19 protein-coding genes are annotated in these 21,631 nt (G+C 69.5%); 8 read left to right on the top strand and 11 right to left on the bottom strand.

From position 1 onward, the window contains the following. Position 1: 1 nt before the first annotated feature. From SMIR_RS42580 to SMIR_RS42630, 11 genes are all read right to left on the bottom strand, one after another. Positions 2-637, bottom strand: coding sequence for an HAD-IA family hydrolase (locus SMIR_RS42580; RefSeq protein WP_212728819.1), 636 nt, complete (start codon positions 635-637; stop codon positions 2-4). Next, complete coding sequence (locus tag SMIR_RS42585) at positions 634-3,057, bottom strand: site-specific integrase (RefSeq protein ID WP_212728820.1); 2,424 nt, start codon at positions 3,055-3,057, stop codon at positions 634-636. The genes SMIR_RS42580 and SMIR_RS42585 overlap by 4 nt, the downstream gene beginning before the upstream one ends. Beyond that, the gene (locus tag SMIR_RS42590) at positions 3,054-3,395 is read right to left on the bottom strand and encodes a helix-turn-helix domain-containing protein (protein ID WP_212728821.1); all 342 of its coding nucleotides are present in this window, start codon (positions 3,393-3,395) and stop codon (positions 3,054-3,056) included. Before SMIR_RS42590 ends, SMIR_RS42585 begins: the two co-directional genes overlap by 4 nt. Beyond that, a complete protein-coding gene (locus SMIR_RS42595) occupies positions 3,395-4,429 on the bottom strand; it encodes a tyrosine-type recombinase/integrase (RefSeq protein ID WP_422664549.1) in 1,035 nt (344 codons plus the stop codon). Before SMIR_RS42595 ends, SMIR_RS42590 begins: the two co-directional genes overlap by 1 nt. 151 nt (positions 4,430-4,580) lie before the next feature. After that, positions 4,581-6,050 (bottom strand): site-specific integrase, encoded by a 1,470-nt coding sequence (locus SMIR_RS42600; protein WP_249938717.1) that lies wholly within the window; start codon positions 6,048-6,050, stop codon positions 4,581-4,583. Between the two features lie 30 nt (positions 6,051-6,080). Then, positions 6,081-6,206, bottom strand: a complete 126-nt coding sequence (locus tag SMIR_RS44520; protein ID WP_283959598.1) for a hypothetical protein — start codon at positions 6,204-6,206, stop codon at positions 6,081-6,083. Continuing rightward, entirely contained in the window at positions 6,206-7,036 is an 831-nt protein-coding gene (locus SMIR_RS42610; RefSeq protein ID WP_006378897.1) for a DUF3865 domain-containing protein, read from the bottom strand. The genes SMIR_RS44520 and SMIR_RS42610 overlap by 1 nt, the downstream gene beginning before the upstream one ends. Continuing rightward, positions 7,033-8,355, bottom strand: a complete 1,323-nt coding sequence (locus SMIR_RS42615; protein WP_212728823.1) for a JmjC domain-containing protein — start codon at positions 8,353-8,355, stop codon at positions 7,033-7,035. The genes SMIR_RS42610 and SMIR_RS42615 overlap by 4 nt, the downstream gene beginning before the upstream one ends. Positions 8,356-8,416: 61 nt before the next feature. Then, the gene (locus SMIR_RS42620) at positions 8,417-9,562 is read right to left on the bottom strand and encodes an inosamine-phosphate amidinotransferase 1 (RefSeq protein WP_212728824.1); all 1,146 of its coding nucleotides are present in this window, start codon (positions 9,560-9,562) and stop codon (positions 8,417-8,419) included. A gap of 113 nt (positions 9,563-9,675) precedes the next feature. Then, entirely contained in the window at positions 9,676-10,716 is a 1,041-nt protein-coding gene (locus SMIR_RS42625) for a fatty acid desaturase family protein (RefSeq protein ID WP_006378956.1), read from the bottom strand. Positions 10,717-10,849: 133 nt separating this feature from the next. Then, positions 10,850-11,128: a hypothetical protein gene (locus SMIR_RS42630; RefSeq protein ID WP_212728825.1), complete on the bottom strand. Its 279-nt coding sequence runs from the start codon at positions 11,126-11,128 to the stop codon at positions 10,850-10,852. A gap of 515 nt (positions 11,129-11,643) precedes the next feature. On the opposite strand from SMIR_RS42630, the gene SMIR_RS42635 reads away from it, so the two are divergent. From SMIR_RS42635 to SMIR_RS44220, 8 genes are all read left to right on the top strand, one after another. After that, entirely contained in the window at positions 11,644-12,522 is an 879-nt protein-coding gene (locus SMIR_RS42635; RefSeq protein WP_006379091.1) for an amino acid--tRNA ligase-related protein, read from the top strand. Positions 12,523-12,548: 26 nt separating this feature from the next. Next, positions 12,549-13,421: a TauD/TfdA dioxygenase family protein gene (locus SMIR_RS42640; RefSeq protein ID WP_006378998.1), complete on the top strand. Its 873-nt coding sequence runs from the start codon at positions 12,549-12,551 to the stop codon at positions 13,419-13,421. A gap of 52 nt (positions 13,422-13,473) precedes the next feature. Beyond that, positions 13,474-14,610, top strand: a complete 1,137-nt coding sequence (locus SMIR_RS42645) for a YhaZ family DNA alkylation repair protein (protein ID WP_212728826.1) — start codon at positions 13,474-13,476, stop codon at positions 14,608-14,610. A 541-nt stretch (positions 14,611-15,151) separates the two neighbouring features. After that, positions 15,152-17,017, top strand: a complete 1,866-nt coding sequence (locus SMIR_RS42650; protein ID WP_044472955.1) for an ABC transporter ATP-binding protein — start codon at positions 15,152-15,154, stop codon at positions 17,015-17,017. A 107-nt stretch (positions 17,018-17,124) separates the two neighbouring features. Beyond that, positions 17,125-18,600: an NUDIX domain-containing protein gene (locus SMIR_RS42655; RefSeq protein ID WP_212728827.1), complete on the top strand. Its 1,476-nt coding sequence runs from the start codon at positions 17,125-17,127 to the stop codon at positions 18,598-18,600. 81 nt (positions 18,601-18,681) lie between these two features. Then, on the top strand, positions 18,682-19,128 hold the full coding sequence (locus SMIR_RS42660) for an HIT family protein (RefSeq protein ID WP_181411833.1): 447 nt from the start codon (positions 18,682-18,684) through the stop codon (positions 19,126-19,128). Next, positions 19,125-20,159 carry a phosphotransferase enzyme family protein gene (locus SMIR_RS42665; RefSeq protein ID WP_024127160.1) on the top strand — a complete coding sequence of 345 codons (1,035 nt, stop codon included), beginning with the start codon at positions 19,125-19,127 and terminating at the stop codon, positions 20,157-20,159. The genes SMIR_RS42660 and SMIR_RS42665 overlap by 4 nt, the downstream gene beginning before the upstream one ends. Beyond that, entirely contained in the window at positions 20,143-21,534 is a 1,392-nt protein-coding gene (locus SMIR_RS44220) for an MFS transporter (protein ID WP_249938718.1), read from the top strand. Before SMIR_RS42665 ends, SMIR_RS44220 begins: the two co-directional genes overlap by 17 nt. The last annotated feature ends 97 nt before the right edge of the window (positions 21,535-21,631 follow it).

Here is a 21,631-nt window from a genome sequence, read left to right on the forward strand (position 1 = left end):
GTCACGTGTGCTGTGCGTCTGGTGCTGTGCTGAGGAGGGGCGCCAGGACACTGCGGAGATCTTCAATCTGTCGGTAGTGGAGGGCTGCCATCCCCACTTCGCGGGCTGCTGTGACGTTGGCGGCAGTGTCGTCGATGAACAGACAGCGGTGGACCGGGGTGCCAACCCGTTCGGCGGCCAGGAGGTAGACGCGGGGGTCAGGCTTGATGAGGCCAACGCGAGAGGTGTTCACCACGGTGTCGGCGAGGTCGTCGAGTCCTTGCTGGGCAAGGTCCCGCTCCAGCCGGGTGGTCGCGTTGGAGACCAGGGCGACGGTCGCGACGGTGCGGGCCTGGGAGAGGAGGGACGCAACCTCGTGGTCGACGAGGGGCACCAGATCGGACCAGTCGGCGACCGCAGCATGGGCGCGTTCGGTCGATCCGCAGATTTCAGCGAGGTCCGCGGCCACTGCAGAGCGCCACTGCTCGTCGGTGATCTCGCCGGTGATTGCGGGGTGCAGGCGTGACGGGGCGAAGGCCGCCTTCGCGAGTGTGCCTGTGGGAAACCCGTGGCTGGTTTCAATGTCATCGGCAGCAGGCCAGTGTCGGAGCACGCCGTCGATGTCACAGAGCACGGCGTCGTAGGGGCGAGCAGTCATGGTGAGGACTCCTTGGTGGTGGTGTTCCGCGAGCTCACTTCGGCTGCGTAACTGGCCCAGTCGCCCGCTGAGAGACGTTGCCAGGCGACAGCGACATCGGTGTGGATGCCGAGCGTGCGGGCGAGGATCCCGGCCGGGATCTCGGTGGCGAGCTGGAAGAGCGCGGTGCTGCGGGCCTGATTGGGCCGGATCCCGAGCTGGTTCAGCCGCTGGGTCAGCTGTGTGGTGCTGATCGGCCGTCCGGGCTGGCCACCAGGGAAGAGCCATGGAGACGGAGTAAGGGCTCCGATGGTGGCGTGACCCTTGCGGTTCGCGGCAACCAGGCGGGCCAGTGCGGCGACAGGCTCGGGCAACTGGACGGGAGCCTCGCCGAGGTGGAGACGTACTTCCTGGGCGCCGACCTCGACGTCCTCGATGGTCAACCGGCTGATCGCTGAAGGTCCTTGGGCATAGAGGAGGAGAAGGAGTCCTGCGAGGCGGTCTTCTGCTTTGAGGGTGTCGTCGTGCAGGAGTCGGCGTGCGACGTTCCACCTGTGTTCGTCATCGAGTGGCTGGGTGGGGCCGTGCCAGCGGACGGCGGGGACGTGGACGGTGGTGAGCTTGTTGGTTCGAGCCCAGCGAATGAAGTGTCCGGCCGTGTGGCGGTAGGTGGCGGAGTCGTCGGTGAGCCACTGGTCGAGGTCGGCCTGCTGGAAGGTCTCCAGGGTGAGGTCGTGAGCTTTCAGCCAGGTCAGGAAGGCGACAGCCGCATGGGTGCGTTGACGCGCGGACATGAACTGCTGCGGGGTCAGGGGGCGGCCGTTCCTGCGTCGGCGTAGTCGACGGACCAGGTGCCATATCGCGTACCGGTGCAGGACTTTGCGCTGTTCGGGATCTTGCTGTGATGCGAGGAGGCCGGTGAGGAAGCGTTCGAGGCGGACCATGTACTCGTCCCGCTCGGGCAGTGCACCGACGCCGACGAGGACTTGGCGGAGGTGGGCGAGGGGCGGGCTGTCGGGCAACTCGTCGAGGGCCTCGTGAGTCAGGGCTCGTCTGCCGGTCGCGAGGTCGGCCAGGACCGGAGACACGGACGACTTGTTCAGCCACCGCCTGGCGGTGATGGGGTGCTCGGCGGTGGCGATGTCGTTGCGCAGGGCTTCGAGACCGGGGTGGAGGGCATCGGACGGAGGGCCCAGGAGCTCGTTGAGGCGCCGGTTGATGAGACAGCGAGCGCACTGGCCAGGGTGCGGGTAGTCGGGATCGCTGCAGGTGGGGCAGGTGTGCCAGACCTCAGGGACGGTGCAGTCCGCGCAAAGGGGGCGGTCGAGAGTGCCGGAGACGACCGCCGCGACGCCGCCGCAGGCCGAGCACGGCGCTGAGCGACGCTGGCAGTCCAGGCACCAAGACCGGCCCGTGGCGCGGGAGGTGCCGCAGGGCTTCTCCTTGCCGCAAATACTGCAGGTCGCGGTGGCCAAGGAGGGGCAGCTCGGGCAGAGCGGGCCGTCCGGCGTGCGGGTGTTCACGACCTTTCGTCGGCCGCAGTTGATACAGATCTCCAGGTTCGCCGGGGCGCTGACCAGGCAGTTCGGACACACTGGCCGACCTTGGTCGTCGCGGGTGGCGGGCTCTCGGCGGGCTCCGCATCCCGAGCACTCCTCGATGCGGGAGCGGGAGATGCACATGCGGCAGACCCGCTGTCCATCCAGAGGCTTGTCGATGCGTACGACTCTGTGGCAGCCGGGGCACGACGGCCGGACGATCCCGGCGATGCCGGCCTCGTGCAGCAGGTCGATCAGTCGGAGGATCGCGCGGTGCGGTGCAAGGTGGCCGTCCCCGGTCAGCAGAGCGGGGTTTGATTCCAGGGCCCAGGCGAGTTTCTGCTGGTAGGAGGGACGCGGTGCCGATTGGCGGACCGCGTCGGCGATCGTCTCCCGCCCGGCCTGCGGGTCCAGTTCAGCGATCAGGGCGCCGATCACTGCGACGGGGTCGCGTCCGTCGGTGTCCGGGCACTTGCCGCATCGTGGACGCCCGGCCCGGTCGCGTGTAGCGACCCGGCGGGTGTTTCCGCAGGCAGCACACGACTCGGGCTGCGGCCCGCAGTTCGAGCAGTACCAGTCCTGGCCGCGGCGCTGGAGAGTTCGCATCTGCCTGCCGCATTCGGCGCAACACGGCGGCGAGACTCTCTGGGCCCCGGCCTCACGCAGGGCGATGAGCAGGTCGCCGACGGCCCTGGGAGCCGGCGAGCGACCGTCGTTCAGCACGCGGGGATGCTCGGCGAGATGTGCCGCGAGGCGGCGTGACTTCGAGCGGCCGCCCGCGACGCTGGCGACCACGGCACGGATCCTGTCAGGCTCCAGCTGATGTTCGATGGCCGCGATCAGATCCACGATGAGCCCGATCGGGTCGCTGACGGCCCGATCGAGGTGCCCGGGTGTGGTCACGGCCGCTCGAGACCGCGGATGCGGGCCCGCTTGGGCCGCAGGTCACCGACGCCTGTCTCGGCGCCAACGGCCTTCTTGGTTTGGGTAGTTGCTCCGGCACCTGCTGCGGCGACGGGCTCGATGAGGTCGTCCATGGTGCAGTTGAGGATGTCGAGCAGAGCCATGAAGATCTTCAGGCTGAGTCGTTCGGGGCGCTCGACGACGAGCCGGTAGACCTGGCTGGACGACAGGGTGATGCCGCGTTCGTCCAGTAGCGGGATGAGATCGGTGGTGGAGAAGAGCCCGCGGTCAGCCATGATCTTGCGCAGGTGCCAGTGGTAGTCGAGCTTCGCGGCCATCAGCGGTCCTTGTCTGCGGGGATCGGGGCGAGCGCGGGAGCAAGTGCCTTGTGGAGCATGGTGTTCATGAAGTCGTCGCTGACGTGGGTGTAGATGGCGGTGGAGCTGTCATTCTCGTGACCGACTTGCTGTTGCAGAAACCGCCGGTCAACCCCGTCCTCCGTGAGGTGGGTGACGTAGGAGTGGCGAGCGGAGTGGACCGTCAGTGCCTTCGGGAGCTTCAGCGCGTCGCGGTAGGCGACGAACCGGGCGTTGATCTCCGCCGGCTTGATGCGGCCGCCCCGCTCGGTCACCCACAAGGCGGGGTGGTCCTCGCAGCCGAACCGCGGCCGTACGTTCTCTACGTAGTCAGCGACCGCGTCCACCGCCCAGTCCATCACCGACAGCACGTTCCGACGGCGCGGTGGCTGCCCCTTCTTCGCTTTGCCGTAGCGGACGTTGAGGGTGCCGTACCGGCCGAACGGCGGAGCCTTCGCGTTCCGCCCGAAGTCCACTACATCCAGCTTCGACGTCTCTGTCCGGCGCAGACCCCACCCGTAGATGACCTTGAAGAGGGTGGCATCGCGGTAGGCGGCGAGGGCTCCCTTGCGCTTTGCCCGTACCGCTCGATCGACCTGGTCGTCGGCGTAGTCGAGGAAGCGCTGGATCTCCTCGCGGGTGAACGGCCTCGCCTCGGGGCGCCCCTCGTAGTCGTTGAGGTGGGCGATGGTGTTCCACTCGTGGCAGATGGCCACGGGGTGAGTGCCGAAGGCGTCCTCGCAGGCCACCGACCAGCCGTAACGGCCGTCGATCAGGAACTCGCTGAACAGGCGCAGACTGCCCTGGTAGCTGCGGATCGTGGACGGCGCGAGGTGCTTCTCGCTGGTCAGCCACAGTGACCACTCGTCCACGTGGCCGGGCGTCCAGGACCACGGGTATTCGTTGGTGTACTCCAGGAACCTGCGTACGAGTCGTTCCCGGGCGGTGACCGTGTCCTCGCGGAGCCCACGAGCGGCCTGTTGGGCCCGCCAGCCCCGCACCATCGCCTCGATCATCGCGTCCTGTGGACGCAACTGGGCCACCCCGGAGACCAGCTCCAGGTGAGCCGCCCCCGCCAGGTCGGCACGTCGCTGTAGACCCACTTTCACCCTCCCCTTCAGAGGGCAAATCCTGCATCAGACGGGATCTGATCTCCAAACTCCCAGTTCAGGCGGCCAAGTTGCAGGAGGATGGAGTCCGCGTCAGGCCACGCTCTGACCTCGCGACCTGCGGTTTCTCGCCCGTCTGATGCAATTCCTGAGGGTTGAGGTAGTGCTCCTTCGTCGTTTCGACGTCCCGGTGCCCCAACAAGGTCTTCACCAGCCACCACGGGTCGCCGTAGAGCTGAGCGAAGTCGCGTCGGTCCGCCGCGGTCAGCCCGTACTTCTTGTCCATGAGCTCGTTCAGCACGATCAGCGTGTAGAGCGCCATGGAGTGCCGCGCGGCATGCGGGCTCGCGTACGGGGCCTTCCCCCGTACCGCAGCCGACCTCAGCGGGTGCGGGATCTCTCGCTCCTCCGGCGTCAACAGAGTTTCCTCGCACCGCTGATTGGCCTGCCAGAACACCGTGTTCCATCGGTCCGGCAACATCGGCATGCCCTGCTCGGTCAACCACAGCCACGCCGGCTCCGGACCGTGCGGCCCCTCGACGAACAGCCACTGCCGCTCGCGCCAGTCCAGCAGGCTCAACTCCCGCCGGCCTGCCACCCCGGCCCGGTCCACCCAGTGCACGACCGGAGCCCGGCCGTGCGTCACGTTCGTGACCAGCCGCATCAGCGACAGCTTCTCGTAACGGCCCTCCTGCTGGGCACGCTGGATAGCCCACGTCCGCTCGGACTCGCTGTAGGCACCGAGCTGGCGCACCGACTCGACCGAGGTGTAGTACGTGCGGTCACGCTTCGACCGCGACAGCGCGCTGGCCACCTGGCCATGGCAGTAACGTCCAGACCGCAGGCGCCGGGTCGGTACCTCGAACGTCAGCATCGCCCCAGCTTCCTGCCGCCGCAGGCCCGAGCTGAGCGCCAGCCCAACGAACGAGGTGTTCCGCAGTTCGGTTCGGCCGTCCCAACCGGGCAACGGTGCCCCGTCGCGGCCAAGTCCTCGCAGCCCCAGGTCCTGCCACAGACCCCAGGTCCGCGGCGTCAGCCACGACACCCGAGAGCTACGCGCGCTTGCCTCACGGTCCGCGCGACGCCCCACGTCCAACGGGAGAGGACTCACCTTCGCCCATTTGTAGAGCTGGGTCAGCGCAGCTGCCTCCCGGTTCCACTTCGCACCGCCGACTCGCTGCGGATTCAACGGCGAATCGACGCGGAATTCCTTGTACGCCCGCAAGTCCGTGTCGGTCGCCGCCCGCCAGTGAACGCCCCGCCGCCAAAGCCACGACAACAGCAGACGAATATCCGTCGCATAATTCCGACGCGATTCTCTCTCCAGGTCGCGAAAATCGGGCCAGAGAGCGAACTGCAGCAATTCTGCGTCCACGACGAAATCAGGCCGTACAAAGACCGGATCGCCCGGGCGAAGTCCCACCGCGTCCAGAGCGGTTGGCAGGTCGCGGACCCCCAGCACCCCCTCCTCCGGCAGCGGCCCCCACCGCTCCGGATCCGGCACGAACACCAGCCACCACTCGTCCATCTGCCACCCCTGCGAGCCCCTTGAACTTACTCAATCATCAGGGAAGCACAGGTGCGGGTAGACGGCCGGCCCCTTGACGGTGAAGCGGATCCGTCCGCACAGGCATCCGCCGGAGCGCTCCTGGGCTGCGGCGACGATGTCGGGGGTGGCGTTCATCAGTTCATCTCCGAGGCACGGTGGGCGAGTTGAGCCCACCAGTGTGTCATTCCCTCTGCGATCGTGAGGAAGCCGTCGAGGGCCTGGGGCAGGTCGATGTGGAAGAGTTCACTCTCTCTGATGAATCGCGCCAGACCTTCGATGTGGGCAGCCTCGACGCTCAGCCCGCCGACCTGGGCGGCCTCGTGTTCGTCGTCGAGGTGGAGCTCGTAGTAGTAGTGCAGGGCCTTGAGCTCGCTGCCGCTGCCCTGACCGGTCAGCACGCCGTAGCGGTTGGTGATGTCGCGCAGGATCTCGGTCTCGGCGATCGCCACGGCCTCGGTCGCGTAGTAGGCGCCCGCGATGTGGCTGGGCATGTGCGAGCCGACCATCCACTGGTGGAGGTTGACCAGCGTCTCGGTCTCGCGGGCGGGCACGTGGCCGTTGACGAGGAGTCCGAGATCGGACAGGAGCGCGTTGGTGTAGAGGACGTAGTGCGCGGGGACCTTGCCGCGCTCGCCGCCCTCTTCCAGGTGGTTGCGGCGCAGCTCGTGCGCGAGTTCGGGGCAGAACCCCTCCACGCTGGTGGCGGCCGCCTTGAGGTACTGCGCGTTGTAGCGGGCGAAGACGCTCAGCTCTTCGATGTACATCCGGGCCTGGCGCTCGTTGAGGTCGGCCGCGCCGACCTTCTCGGCGATCTTCCCGTACGTCCAGTCGACCATCGGCGTCAGGTGCGCGGTGACCAGGGCGTTGCCGGAGGTGAACTTGCCCAGCAGAGTGCCGTTGACGGCGCTCTGCGTCTCGGGGTTGGCCTTGATGTACGCCTGGATGAGGCTGTTGTCGGGGGTCATTTCTTGGTGTCCTCCGTGTCGGCGGGGCGGGGCGACAGCTGCAGGCCGCCGGTGGCTCCCAGGGCCCGGACGGCCGCGAGGAGTTCGGGGTTGTCAGGCAGAGCGATCGTGTCGCCGTCGTTGAGCGCGGCGACGGTGTCCCGGTCCAGGGCCGCGTCATCGAGGGCGATGCCCGTCTGATGGCCGCGCAGCAGGACCTGCCGGGTGTCGTCGCCGCTGTCGAGGGTGGTCACCTGGTAGGGGGCGATCAGGGTGATCTCGGCGCCGGGCGTCACCTGCTCGGGGTCGAAGGCGTCCGCGGCTTCCTGGCGGGCGAGGTCACCTTCGACGAGTTCCCAGCCGCCGTTGCTGAGCAGCGTGGCCCACCGCTGCTCGGCGTGCTGGCGGGCCTCGCCGCCGACGCGGTCGACGGCGAGGAGCAGCAGTTCGCGGCCGACGCCGGACAGCCGGTCGGCGACGGCGTCGAGCCCAACCGCCGTGTCCGCCATCGCGGAGGGCTCGTTGAGCGGGTCGTCGGGTCCCTCGCCGGCCAGCGCGGCGAGCACGTCCGGGATGATGCGGCTCTGCAGGATCTGCGCGTACGGGTAGGTGTAGAGCGGCATGGCCACCGAGACGGAGAAGGTGTCCTGGGTGCCGACGTGGAAGACCCGGCGGGGCAGGAACAGGGCGTCGCCCGGCTCCAGGAGGAAGTGCTCGGCCTCTTCCAGCAGCGCCTGGTAGTCGCCGAGGGTGGCCTTTTTGCCGCCAGTGAGCTTCTCGTACTGCTCGGCGGGCCAGCAGTAGAAGTTCTTGGCGTTGGGGCCGAGGTGGACGAGGAAGGCGTCCTCGTAGCCCTCGTGGATGCCGAACGCGGTCCCGCTGTAGTTGCCGGCGAAGGCGACCTGTTCGGCGCCGCCCAGGGGCAGGCCCCACCCGTCGATGACGCTCTTGAGGAAGGTGCCGAGGCCGGCGGCGAGGGCGGGGCTGATGGTCTCCAGGTTGTTGATGACCAGGGAGAACCGCTCGGCGGCGGCGACATCTTGCATCCACGGCACGAAGGCGTCCACGCCCTCGTCCCAGGAGGGGGCGGTCAGTGCTTGGGCCAGGAGGTCGTCGCGGCGGTCCTCGCCGACGTAGACGCGCGCGTGCGCCTTGATGTCGGCGCTGGCGGCGTGGGCCCGGCGGATGGCCTCGAATCCCGCCAGGACGTCGTCCGGTCCGGCTGCGGCCGCGGGGATGATGCCCTTGAACAGGTAGGGCGTGGTCCGTCCGGTGGTGTGCTCGGGGAAGGTGCCGGTCCAGAATGCCTGGTCGGGGGGCCAGGGGTAGGTGCTGTTCATCAAGGGTCTCCTGATGTTCGGGCGGCGCGGGGCAAGGGGCCCGGGTGGCCGGGCGGCGGGATCAGGTGAGGTAGTCCTCGGGGCCGCCGAGGCGGACGGTGTCGAGCGTGAAGCAGTGGAAGCCGCCGCCGAACAGGCGCCGGTGGCGGTGGCGGACCGGGATCACGGTGAAGCCGCGGCGCTCCAGGACGGCGATCAGCTCCGGGTAGAGGGAGTTGACGACGACGGTGTTCTCGTCGACGGACAGCAGGTTGATGTCCATGTACCGGCTGCCGATGGGGATGACGAAGCCGAGGTCGCTGTAGTCCGGGAAGTTGCGGTCGTCGGTCTCGGGGGCGTAGATCACGTCCCAGGACTGCATGGCCTCGGGGAGAAATTTCAGGTACTCCGGTGAGCGCAGCAGCATCAGGCCGGGGCGCAGCGGGACCAGAACGCTGTCGATGTGGTTGTCCGCCATGGCGTCCAGGCGGTGGAATCGCAGGTCGCGCAGGTTGTCCCGGAGCCAGCGCAGGGCGAGTTCGTGGTTGAGGTTGGCGACGTTGACCAGGACGTCGCGGCCCAGGCGCATGCACTGCGCGCCGTCGAAGACCATCTCCAGGCCCAGGCCCTCGATCGTGCCGGCCATCTCGCCTTCGGTGGCGCGGGCGACGTCCAAGCCCTGGCGGGTGAAGTAGCCGGTGTCGAGGGAGTCACGGGTCAGGGCGGGCCGGGGCATGCTCAGCCAGTTCGCACCCCCGGCCTGGTAGTAGCGGTAGAAGGCCGGCTTGAGCAGGTCGTTCTCGAAGATGCGGGCGCGGACGTGGGGCGCAGTCTCCACGATGGTGTTGCCCAGGACGATGCTCTGGTCGCGGACGTTGAGCGGCGGGGTGGCCCTCGCGTCCCAGTGCGGGGAGCGGATGTCGACGTCCTTGCCCGGGGCCGCGGGCCGCAGAACGTTCACCCCGCATCCGGTCAGGGCATCGGCCAGGCCGGCGATGTCCTCGTTGAGCTCGTCAAGGAGTTGCGGGGGGATCGGCAGGAGTTCCTCCCCCGACGGGCTGGCATGCCCGTCGAGGGCGGGGGCGACGTTGTCGTAGAAGAACAGCCGCCACGAGGTGTCGGTGTGGTGGGCGTTGTAGTGATCAGCGCGGCCGAGGACCACTTCTTCAAGTCGGGTGAACTCGTCGAAGCTGTTCAGGGCCGGCGGGGCAGGGGCGGTCTGGGGCATGGCGGGCCGCCTCCTCGGCGGCGGGCGACGGCGCGCCCCTGCCTCCGGCGCGCGGGTGCGCGCTGGGAGGGGCGGTGCCGTACGGGGGTTCGGCGGGCGGGTTCAGGGTGCGGTCATGCGGCCGAGGGGTGCCGGTGCGGGGTGCAGGCGGCGCTGGCGGTGGCGAGCCGGGCGATGATGTCCTCGATCACGCACGGCTGGTCGGGAGTGGAGCGCCGGCGGAAGAAGTAGCCGGAGCACCAGGGCACTTCCTCCCACCGCTGTAGACGCTCCGAGGTGAGGGCGCGGGCCTCGGGCAGGCGCCGCCAGGGGATCTGCGGACACCAGTGGTGGACGGGGTGGTACATGTCGTCGAGATGGCCGCCGAGCAGGTGCCGGGTGAGCCAGTGCGAGCTCCAGCCGCGGGTCTGCAGGAGGATGTCGTCGTTCTCGATCAGCCCGGCGTGGTTGCCCAGATCAGTGATCCACGTGACGACCGGCCGCACCAAGACGAGCGGGAGCAGCCAGTAGAGCAGGAGGTACGGCACGCCGCCCACGGGCCACAGTGCGGCGACGACGGCCGCCCAGATCAGGGCACGGGCGGCCAGCGCTCGCCACGCCTCCCCCGGCGCGCGGGTGACCAGGGTCAGCACGGCGGTCTTCGGCAGGCGCCACATGGCGTTGCGCACGATGACCCGCAGGACGAACGCGCGCCGGCTGGGCGCCCGGCCGGCGGCACGGATGTTGCCCGCGAGGTAGGACTGGAACATCGGATCGTCGTCGGAGCCGAGCTTGGCGTGGTGCACATAGTGGCTGCTGCGGTACGGCGCGAAGCCCTCACCGAGTAGCCCGGTCAGCAGGTATCCGATGACCCGGTTGCCGCGGCGGGTGGCCATGAGCTTGGAGTGCACGCACTCGTGCCCGAGGTTGGACAGGTGGCGCTGGCGCACGCCGATGTAGCAGACGGCGATCAGCGGGCCGACGACGTGGCCGACGAGATGCCCGGCGATCGCTGCGGCGGCGATCGCGACAAGGTCCCAGGCGACATCCCACAGACCGATCGTCGGGCGTCCGCAGAGCTTCTCCAGGTCGGTGATGAGCTGCTGGCCGAGGGCCTTACGCACGGGGCCGGAGGCTCCGGTGCCGTTGCGGGTCCTGCTGGCGGGGCTGCCCATCAGGTCCTCCAGTCGATGTGGTGCGGGGTGGGAATGTGCCGTGCTCCGGCGCGCCCGCGGCTGGGCAGCGCACTGGCGGGCGCACTGTTGGCGGGCGCGCCGGAGGACGACGGAAGGGTGGTTCAGCCGCGGATCAGGCGGCGGTGAGGGCGCTGTCCGGGCGCATGCCGGCCTTGAGGTCGGTGGCGTCGGGACGCATCCCGAGCTTCAGCTCCGGGGCGTCGGGGCGCATGCCGGTCTTGAGGCCGGTGGCGTCGGGACGCATCCCGAGCTTGAGGGCGCCCGCGTCGGGACGCATGCCGAGCTTCAGGTCGGTGGCGTCGGGACGCATGCCGGCCTTCAGGTCTGGGGCGTCCGGGCGCATGCCGGCCTTCAGGCCGGTGTCCGGGGTCATTGCGGCGGTAGCGGTCATGGAGGTTCTCCCTCTTCGGTCGCGGGTGACCCCGCGAGTCCGTGTGATCGGCTGATGGAGCTGCCGGGCCGCGGTCGGGTGAGGTGCTGAACCGTCGGCTCGGACGTCATGGGCGCGAGCGCCCGCCGGTGGAAAGTCGCGCCGGAGCACGTCCGCTCCATCCGTGGATGAGCGTTGGATGAGCGTTGCGGTACGTGGTCGCGCTGGGCGCTTGGCCAGTCACGCTAGGGCTGCGCCGGAGGCAGCCGCAACGGCTATGGGCGTTGCGGCGGTTGCACGGGACCGTTGCGTGACCGTTGCGCGTCCATGCCACCTGAGCTGCGGAAACGCCGAAGTCTCGTCCTGGAACAGTGGCGGATCGGGGCCGTCGGGCGCTGCGATGCCAGCAGAAGGGCTTCTGCTGCGCGCGTCGCCGCGGCTAGCTTGTGGGACCGCCGAGGAGCCGTGCACGAGGACGCCGTGGCGACCGGATTCCCTCCATTTGCCGTTGAAAACAGAGGCCTTGAGGAGCACACGTGCTCAACCCCGTTGTGATGAAGTCCGACCTGCTGTTCAGCCTGCGTGACACGCTGCGCTCAGAGACGTTCGTCGAGGTGGTCACCCCTACGGTGCGCAGAGCCGACCTCGGCCCGGGACGTCGCGTGCCGGTCGATCTCGACGGGGGCCGCTTCCTGCGGGCGATGATCGGCCCGGCGCTGCGCGTGAACATGGAGCACCACCGGCGGGTCTTCGAAATCGGTCAGTGCTTCCGGCCCGAGAAGCCGGACGAGCTGCACGCGCCCGAGTTCCAGATGCTCGACCTCTACGCCGCCGACGAGAATTTCGAGTTCCTGTTCGCGCTGGCCGAGCGCCTGGTCGTCCCGCACATCCGTTACACCCCCGAGCGGGTCTCTGTCGCCGGCCACATCCATGACGTCTTCGGCATCGACCTGCGCCGCGAGCCCCTCGGCGATCTGCCCGCACAGATGGCCGCCCACCTGGACATGGGTACCGAGGTGCCGTTCAAGACGGTGCTCGGCCGGTTCGTGGAGCGCGAACTGGAGACCCAGAGCACGGGTGCCGCACTGTTCCTGACCGAGTACCCGATCGGCGGGGACGAGCCGTGCGCCCGTCTCACACCGGGCACGACCGCCGTCCTCAACCGTTTCGAGGTCCTGATCGACGGCCTCGAAGTCGTGCACGGCTACGAGGACGAGCCCGACCGGGCCGCGTTCGTCGAGCGGGCCCGTGCGGTGGACCTGTACGACGACGAGCAGGCCCTGGCGTGGAAGGCGATCGACGCCGGGCAAGCGCCGGCCCACAGCGTCGGGCTCGGCATCGGCATCGAGCGGCTGTGTATGGCCGCCTCCGGCATCAAGGACATCAGCGTCTTCCAGCAGTCGGCCCAGTTCTGACCGCCACCCTTCCGAAAGGAGCCGCGATGTCCTTGTCGCTGCGCCCGCTCGACGACAGCGGCTTCGGCGCCGTCGTCGACTGCAACCTCGCGACCGAAGCCGAAGGGCTCGCGCCCCAGCTGGCGCGAGCCCTGCACCAGCACAGGCTGCTGGTCGTGCCCCGCCAGCACCTGACCCACGCCGATCTCCTGACCGTCGCCTCCTGCTTCGGAACGGTGGACACGAGCATCGACCGCCGCTATGCCGTCGGCGGCTTTCCCGGGCTGACCGTCATCAGCAACATCGTCGAGGACGGCGAGTACGTCGGCATCTACGACGGGGACGATGAGGAGGAATGGCACGCCGACAACAGCTTCAAGCCACAGCTGACCGCCGTGACGCTGCTGTACTCGGTCATCACCCCCGAGGAAGGCGGCGAGACCCGCTTCGCCGACGCGACCCGCGCCTACACCGGCCTCCCCCCGGCGGCACGGCAGCGGATCGAGAAGATGCGCGCGGTGCACTCCATCCAGCAGCTCGGCGCGTTGCAGAGCCAGGCCAGCGGCGGGCAGTCGTCGGCCGCGGCCGGGAGCCTCGCCGGCCAGCCAGAGGTCGAGCACCCGCTCGTCCTGACCCATCCGGTCACCGGAGCCCGCTCACTGCTGCTCGGCTCCATGGTGATCCGCTGCGTCACCGGACTCTCCGATCAGGACAGCCGCGCCCTGATCGACGACCTGCTGGAGCACACGACCAGAGCGCCGTACCTCTACAGCCATCGCTGGAGTCAGGGCGACCTCGTCGTGTGGGACAACCTCGCCACCCTCCACACCGCATCCCCGTGCGACAGCTCCCGCCACCCCCGCCTGCTGTATCGCGCTGCCGTTCGACAGCATGCCGCTTCCCGTGGCTCCGAGGGATGACCGGCGGCGAGAACACGCTGTCTGCGCTCGTCGCCAGCCCTAGTGTTTGCCCATGACCGCGAAGGCCGTGAAGGTGCCCCTGAAGGAAACCGCCCTCAACCTCGAGCGCATCACCCAGATCGGACACCAAGTGCACGGCGTGTGCCCAGACTTCGACGCCGGCGCCTTCGTACAGGACGTGATGTCCGACCTACCCGCACTGGAGCTGAAAGACCGGATTTCTCGGACCAGCCAGGCACTGCACACCCACCTTCCGGTCACCGGCACCGAAGCCCTCGACGTCCTGCTGCGCTCGCTGCCGCCGACTCCCGAAGCCGCCGGCATCACAAACGACTTCGGGTGGCACACCTACTCCCCGCACTCCGACTTCGTCGCGCGCTACCTGCGCACCGGCGAGTACCTGGACCAAGCCCTCGACGCCCTCGCGCGCTTCACCCGGTACTTCTCGGCAGAGGTCGCCGTGCGGGACTTCCTCAACGACTTCCCCGACGAGACGATGAAGGCCGTTGACGCGTGGTCCCGCGACGAGGACCACCGGACCCGCCGGCTCGCGAGTGAAGCCACCCGCCCCCTCCTGCCCTGCGCGCCCCGCATCTCCCTGCCCGACGATGCGGCGCTCCCTGTGCTCGACCGGCTCTACGCCGATTCCAGCACCTACGTCCGTACCTCCGTCGCCAACCACCTCCACGACCTCGCCGGCACGCAGCCCGAACTCGTCCTGGCCACCCTCGGGCGGTGGAAGGACACCGCCAGCGCCACCGACCAGCACTTCGCCTTCATCGCCAGGACGGCCCTGCGGAGCAGGCTCAAGAAGGGCTCGCCGGACGCCTACGCCTTCCTCGGCTACCCGCACGACGCACCTCTCGAGCTGACACCCCTCGTCCTGGAACGTACCGAGTTGGCCGACGGCGACGTGCTGACCTTCTCCGCCGCCCTCACCGCCACCGTGGCCGTCCCGGTGGATGTCATGTTCGTGATTTCCTCCACCACCCCCACCGGCAAGCCGCGCGAGAAGGTCTACTTCCTCAACCGCAACACCGTCCAGCCCGGTCGGCCGCTCCTTCTGGCCAAGCCGCACAAGCTGCGTTCGACGGCCACAACGAAGATCACTCCCGGCCCGTACACCGTCGCGATCCAGGTCAACGGCCGCCGCTTTCCCGCCGCGCCGTTCACGGTCGTCGCGGCATGATCCGCGACCGTCCTTCTACCTGATCTGAGCGCTCTCCACCAGGGCCGTGCCTCGTCCTCGCCACGGCCCGGTCAGCCATGCCCCACACCGGATCCCCGGCCAGCACGGCAATCCCCCGAAGGAGTGACCCGACTGCGTCGAACAGATTTCAAGGCCCGCCGCCGCACCCTGCCCGCCCCAACAGCCCGATCAGAACGTGTGTTCACGAAATGAGCCGTGACGGAGCCCGATCCGACGCGTTCTTAGAGCACCAGTGCCACTTCCCCGCCCAGATGGAGGACATCATGAATCCCGCCCCCACCCTCGTGCATCAGCCCTCCGGAATCGAACGACGGCCCACCCCCGTGACGGTGCGCCGTGTTGACGACACCCGCTGCTCAGCACGTCTGGATACGAGGTGGGTGGCATGAGTGAGTCGACCGATGAAACCGCCGAGACCGTCCCGGGGCCGCGCCCCACCCCCCTTCCGCCCGCCCCGCCGACCGCGTCACCGCAAGCCGCGCTGGGCGCCGGCGCGGAGCAGCCCTCCCCCGCCCCGGAGATGCGGTACGTGGACCTGACCGGCAGCCGTGAAGCGGCCGGCCGCTCCATCCGGATGCGCGACATGGCCCGGCGCCTGCCCCAGCTGGTGCGGCGTTCGCTGGCACTGGCCTGGCGCGTCGACCGGAAGGCCACCACCGGTCTCCTGCTGTGCCAGACGGTCGCCGGCGTCATGCAGGCCCTGGGCCTCATCGCGATCAGCGGAACCCTCACCGCACTGCTGACCAGTGGCGACGTCTACCATCGGCTCCTCCAGGCATGGCCGTCCGTAGCCCTGCTGGCGGCTGCGACCGGGGTGCGGGCGCTGCTGGGCATCACCGTCAGCTGGCTCTCCTCCCGACTGGGCCCGCTCATGTCGCGCGAAGCCGAGCAGATGCTGCTCACCGGCTGCGCCGAGGTGGAGCTCTCCGCCTACGACGACCCCGACTTCAACCGCGACCGCGAAGCCGCCGACCGCGGAGCACAGGTCACCGGGGACCTGGTCAACGAGGGCCAGGACCTGATCGCCTCGGCGGCCTCCTTCCTCGCCGGGGCCATCGTGCTGGCCGGCGTGAGCTGGGTGCTGCTTCCCCTTCTGGTCGTGGCCAGCCTGCCGCAGGCCCTTGCCCAGGTCAGCGCCGCCCGGGTCCGCTACCTGGCGAACCTGCGCAGCAACGGCGACAACCGCATGCTGTCGGTGCTGCGTTGGCACATCTTCACCCGCGAGGCAGCCGACCAGATCCGCGCCGGCACCATGGCCGAATTCCTGTCCGGCCGGTACCGGCAGACGGTCGCCCGGATCAACCGCGAAGACCGGACCGCGGCCGACAAGGGCGCCCGCATGTCGCTGTTCGGCGCGCTGTGCGGCGGCCTCGGATCGGCTGTCGTGTGGGCGGCGGTGGTGTGGCTGCTGGCCACCGGCCGCATCAGCGTCGGCCACGCCGGCACGGCCGTCTTCGCTCTGCAGACGGTGGGCCAGTCGGTGCGCGGGCTGGTCGCCGTGGGGGCCCGTGCCGTGCGTACCGGCCTCTACATGGACGACTGGACCCGGTTCCTCGACTTGGCCGGCGGCTACACCATGCGCCGCGGCGAGCACCGGCCAGCGCCACCAAACGAGATCAAGATCAAGTCGGTCTCGCACCGCTACGCCGGGAAGGACCAGGACGCGTTGTCCGACGTCTCGCTCACGCTGCGCCGGGGCGAGGTCACAGCACTGGTCGGCTTCAACGGATCGGGGAAATCAACGCTGTCGAAGCTGGTCAGCGGCCTGTACCTGCCCACTGGAGGACAGGTGCTGTGGGACGGCGTCCCCACCGACGACGCCGACCCGCAGGCACTGTGGCAGCAGGTGGCCCTGGTGCCACAGGACTACGCGCACTGGCCGCTGACGGTCCGCGAGAATGTCACCCAGGGGCAGCCCACGGCCCGCGGTGACGCGGCGGTCCTCGAAGCCTGCGAGGCCTCCGACGCGGACGAGGTCGTCGACAAGCTCGGCGCCGGCCTGGACACGCTCCTGGCCCGCGAGTGGCTGAACGGCGAGGAACTGAGCGGCGGCCAGTGGCAGCGCATCGCGCTCGCCCGGGCATTCTTCCGCGAGGCAGGGCTCCTGGTCCTCGACGAACCGACCGCCAACCTCGACCCTCGCGCCGAATACAGAATCTTCCAGCGGCTGCGGGACCTGGCCCAGGACCGGGTGGTGTTGCTGGTCACGCATCGCATCACCAACGTCGCCGTGGCCGACCGGATCGTTGTCCTCGACGAGGGCAGAGTCGTGCAGGAGGGCACCTACAAGGACCTCGCCGCCCAAGAAGGCGGCCCGTTCCAGCAGTTGCTGTCCTACCAGGTCACCTCGGAGCCGGACGGCGAGAAGCACGGAACCCGCGCGTGAAGGGCCCCGACACCACTTCACCAGCTCCGCCCGGGCGCACGGCCCCCGCTGACCCGCCCACCCTCGACCCATCCACCAGCCCTTCCATGCTTCTCCGAGGTGTTGACGTGCCGATCACCCGCTCCCACATCCGCGCGACCCTCGACAGCTACCTGACTCGGCACCCGCACGAGCGAGAGTCCCTGGCCGGCCTGTTTGCCGTCCTGGACGGGCCGGACGACCCGTCCAGCCGGGCGACTCTTCCCGGCCACGTCACCTGCAGCGCGGTCGTCATCGACCGAGACCGGCGCGTACTGCACATCGTCCACAAGGCCACTGGGCTGCTGCTCACCCCGGGCGGGCACGCCGAGGCGGACCGGAGCCTGATGGCCGCTGCTCTTCGGGAGGTGTCCGAGGAGACGGGCATCCGGCCCGGTGACCTGTGTCTGACCCCGCAGTTCCTGGGCGGCCCGATCGACATCGACGTGCACGGGATCAACGCCAATCCCGCAAAGGGCGAGCCGAGCCATCAGCACTTCGACTTCCGCTTCGCCTTCTACGTCAGCGCCGAGCAGCTGCCGCCGCTCAGGCTCCAGGACGAAGAGGTCTCGGGTTCCCAGTGGCTTGCGTTCGCCGACGTCAGGTCCCCAACGCTGCGGGCCAAGCTGTCGGACGCCGAGGCCGATGGGCTCGACGGGCAGCCGGAGCCAGTCAACGCGTCGGCTCTGGTCCACGACGGCTTCGGACGCTACCTGCTTCATCTCAGGGATCTGCGGGAGGGCATCTGGGCGCCCGGGGTCTTCGACCTCCTGGGAGGCGGGCGCGAAAGGGATGACCGGGGCCTGGAGGACACCTTGCGGCGGGAGCTCGCCGAGGAGGCCCCCGGCCTTGCACCGGTGGGCTTGGCGCCCTACGCAGTCGAAGAGGCGAGGAGCGTCGACGGCCTCGCGGTGCCGATCAAGGTCTTCACGGCCCGCTGGAGCGGACACCCCGACACGGCGGGCCTACAAGAGGGCGTCCTTCTGCAATGGTTCACCCCCGACATGCTGGACCGACTACCCATGAGTCCCGGTCTCGGCGACCTGATCCGCCGCCACGCGGCCGAGCACCCCCCGGCCGGCAGCCCGCCGGACCGCATCCGCCCACTGCACGAAGAGGCACCGGAGGGGACCGAACTCCACATCATCGGCGTCCACCTTCACCTCCAGGACGAGCAGGGCCGGATCCTCCTCGGACTGCGCCATCCCGACTCGGCCTTCGCGCCGGACGAATGGCACTTTTTGGCAGGTCATTGCGAGAGGGAAGCCGCCATCAGCTGTTTGGTGCGCGAAGCTCAGGAGGAGGCCGGGCTGATCATCGATCCCGGTGACATCGAGCTCGTGCATGTGGTCCACCACGTCGACTCGCCGACGGCGCGGGCACGGATCGCGCTCGTCTTCCAGGCCCGGGCATGGTCCGGTACCCCGCAACTCCTGGAGCCCGACCGGTGCGTGGCGTGGCGGTGGTTCAGCCCGCAGGATCTTCCGGCAAAGGTCGTGCCGTACACCCGCCTGGCGATCGAAGGCATCGTCGCGGGCCGCCCGTACACGCAGACGGGCTGGTGAGCCCCTGTGACGCTCCCACCGACACCCAGCTCTTCCTGGCCTGAGCACTTCCTCGCGCACCGCGCCGGCCACCACTGCCCAATGTGCGGCAACGACTGGACGGCCGATGACATCGGATGGGGGCTGCTGCTGCACCGCGGCGAGGTGTCCCAGTCCTATCTCTGGCGCTCCGGGCGAGTCCGGGGCTACTCCATCACCATCGTGACCGCGCGCCACGTGGCCGAGCCCACCGAACTTTCGGACGACGAAGCCGCCGCCTTCTGGCGGGACACCCTCGCCCTGGGCCGCGCACTTGAGGCGCACTACCAGCCGTTGAAGATGAACTACCTGCTCCTCGGCAACGCCATTCCGCATGCCCACCATCACGTCGTGCCGCGACGGGAGGCGGGTGCGGACCCGGCGCCGGGCGGCCCCTTGCCCTTCGACGTGCTCGACCTCGGGCGCCAGGAAGAGGCCCAACTACAGGCGGACGCCCGGGCGCTGCGCCGGCTGATGAACGGCCCCGGCAGGCCGGAGGCCGGGCATTGAACGCGCAGTTCGACGTCACGGCCGTGGCGGGAATCCTGGCGCTGCACTACCGCGTCGTCCCCACCGACGTCCGCGAAGGGCCGTCAGGGACCGCCACGTGCAACTACGTGGCCAAGGACGGCGACGGCCGCCGATGGTTTGTGAAGGCCTACCCAGAGCACGCTGACCTGGGCGCCGAGGGGCGCGCCCTCGAGCTGGCCGAGTTCGCCGCACTCGGCGGGGTCCCGGTGCCGGCGATGCGCCGGACCCTGGACGGCGACCTCATCGCCGTCGAAGGCGGCCTGGCGGTGGCCGTCACCGCGTTCGCCGAGGGCGCCGAGACAGCGGAAGGCGGCCTGCACGGCGAGCAGTGGGCCGCCGTCGGCGCGACCGTGGGCCGACTGCACCGCACGCTCGCGCGACATCCGGACGGGCCGCCGCGCCGCGCCCCGTCCCACGAGGTCTGTGACATCGAGCGGGGCCGCCAGCGCCTGGAACGGCTCCTCGACAGCTACGCGAAGCAACCCCCGAGTTCCGCGTTCGGAGCGTGGTCGAGAGACGCCGCCCAACAACGGCTGGACGAACTCCCCGCAACGGCATCCATGCTCGAAGCACTCCCCTTGACCCTGGCAGCGCAGATCGTCCATGGCGACCTGTCCTCCCTCAACCTGATGCTGAGAGGCGAGAAGGTCGCCGCGGTCGTCGACTTCCGGCCGCCGACGCACCGCAGCCCAATGTGGGAGCTGGGACGCATCGTGCTCGATCCGCGCACGGTCCTGACCGCCCCGGACTGGCCCACGGGCCTGGCCACGGCCGTCGCCGCCTACCGGGAGACCAACCCGGCCATGCCGGACGAGGACCTCATGACGGTGCCCCGGGTGGCGGCCGGCTACCTGGCCTGCTCGGTGTACCCGCTCTCGGAGCCGCTCGACGACCCAACCGCGGTCACCCCTCAGCTGGAGGCGTACGGGCGGGCCCGCCACGAGGCCCTGGGTGTGCTGTGCGCCCGCCTGGACGAGGCGGAGGAGGTGCTCCGTGACCAGCTCCGCTGACTCTCCCGCTCGGCTCCAGACGTCGCTGTGGCGGCACCGCAACTTCCGGACGTTCCTGATCGGGCAGAGCGCCAGCGTGACCGGCAGCTCGATCAGCTCGATGGTGATCCCGGTGATCGCCGTCCTGGAGCTGCACGCCACCACCTCTCAGGTGGCCTGGTTGGCGTTCCTTGGACTGCTGCCACCCGCGGTGCTCGCCCTGCACGCCGGGGCGCTCGCTGACCGCCATTCCAAGCAGCGCCAGATGATCATCGGGGATCTGGTCAGTGCGGCCGCACTGGCCACGGTGCCGGTGGCGGCAGCCCTCGACGCACTGACCCTGCCCCAGCTCATGGCGGTCGCCGTGGTGCAGGGCGCCGCGGGCGTGGTGCATGACGCGGCGGCCATCAGCATCCTGCCGAGCCTGGTCGACCGGTCCTTGATCCAGCGGAGCAACAGCCGGGTCGGCGCACTCTTCGCCCTCTCCGCGACCGGCGGCAGCAACCTGGGCGCCGCGCTGACCGCCTTGGTCGGACCGGCCCGAGCCCTGCTCGGAGACATCCTCTCCTATCTCATCAGTGCCTGGTGCACCGCGCGCATCCGCATGCCCAAGACCGACCGGGCACGTACCGGGGAGCGTCGGCTGTGGGCGGAGATCGGCGAGGGCGTGCGGTATGTACGCAGTGACGACCGGCTGCGTACCTTGACGCTGGTCAACGCGTCGACTTCCTTCGCCCTCGCACTGCTCAACACACTGTGGGCGCTGTACTTGCTGCGCACCCTTGCGATGAGCACCACGGCGTTCGGTGTCGTGCTGGGGCTCGGCGCCCTGGGCGCGGCCGCCGGCGCGCTCCTCGCCCCTGCCCTTGCTCGACGGATCGGGCCCGGGCCGATGATGCTGGCCGCGCTCGCGATCACGCCGGTGACCCAGATTCCGCTGCTGCTCGCCTCTCCCGGCCTTGGCTGGCAGATCGTGATCGGTGCGGCGCTGTTCGTGCAGTTGGCGTGCGCGGGTGCGGCGGGCACCACCCAGCGGTCAATCCGTCAGATCATCACCAACTCCCGCATGCAGGCACGGATGCAGGCGGTGAGCACCTGGTTGACATCGGGTGCCAGGCCGGTCGGCGCGCTGCTCGCCGGCGCACTGGGGACGTGGGCCGGTGTCCGGGCCGCCCTGGTCGTCGGTGCCTTTCTGCTCACTGTGCCGCTCCTGGTCCTGGCGCTCTCTCCGCTGCGCGGCCTGCGGCAGATGCCCGGTGCCCCGCCCGAGCGGGAGGAACCCGCGCCTGCCGAAGAACTACCGCGCCCCGGCCCTCCACCTCAGGTGCCGGCCCCTGGAGCGGCGGCCGCCGCAGACATCCGCCGTGAGAGCTCGTTGGACGGAGGCGCCACATGACGGACCTGAACACCGGGGACACCACGCGACGGCCCGCTGACCCAACTGCGCACGCTCCAGCGACGCTTACCACTACGGACCCCTTCCACACGGAGAC

The sequence above is a fragment of the Streptomyces mirabilis genome (assembly GCF_018310535.1).
Taxonomy (GTDB): domain Bacteria; phylum Actinomycetota; class Actinomycetes; order Streptomycetales; family Streptomycetaceae; genus Streptomyces.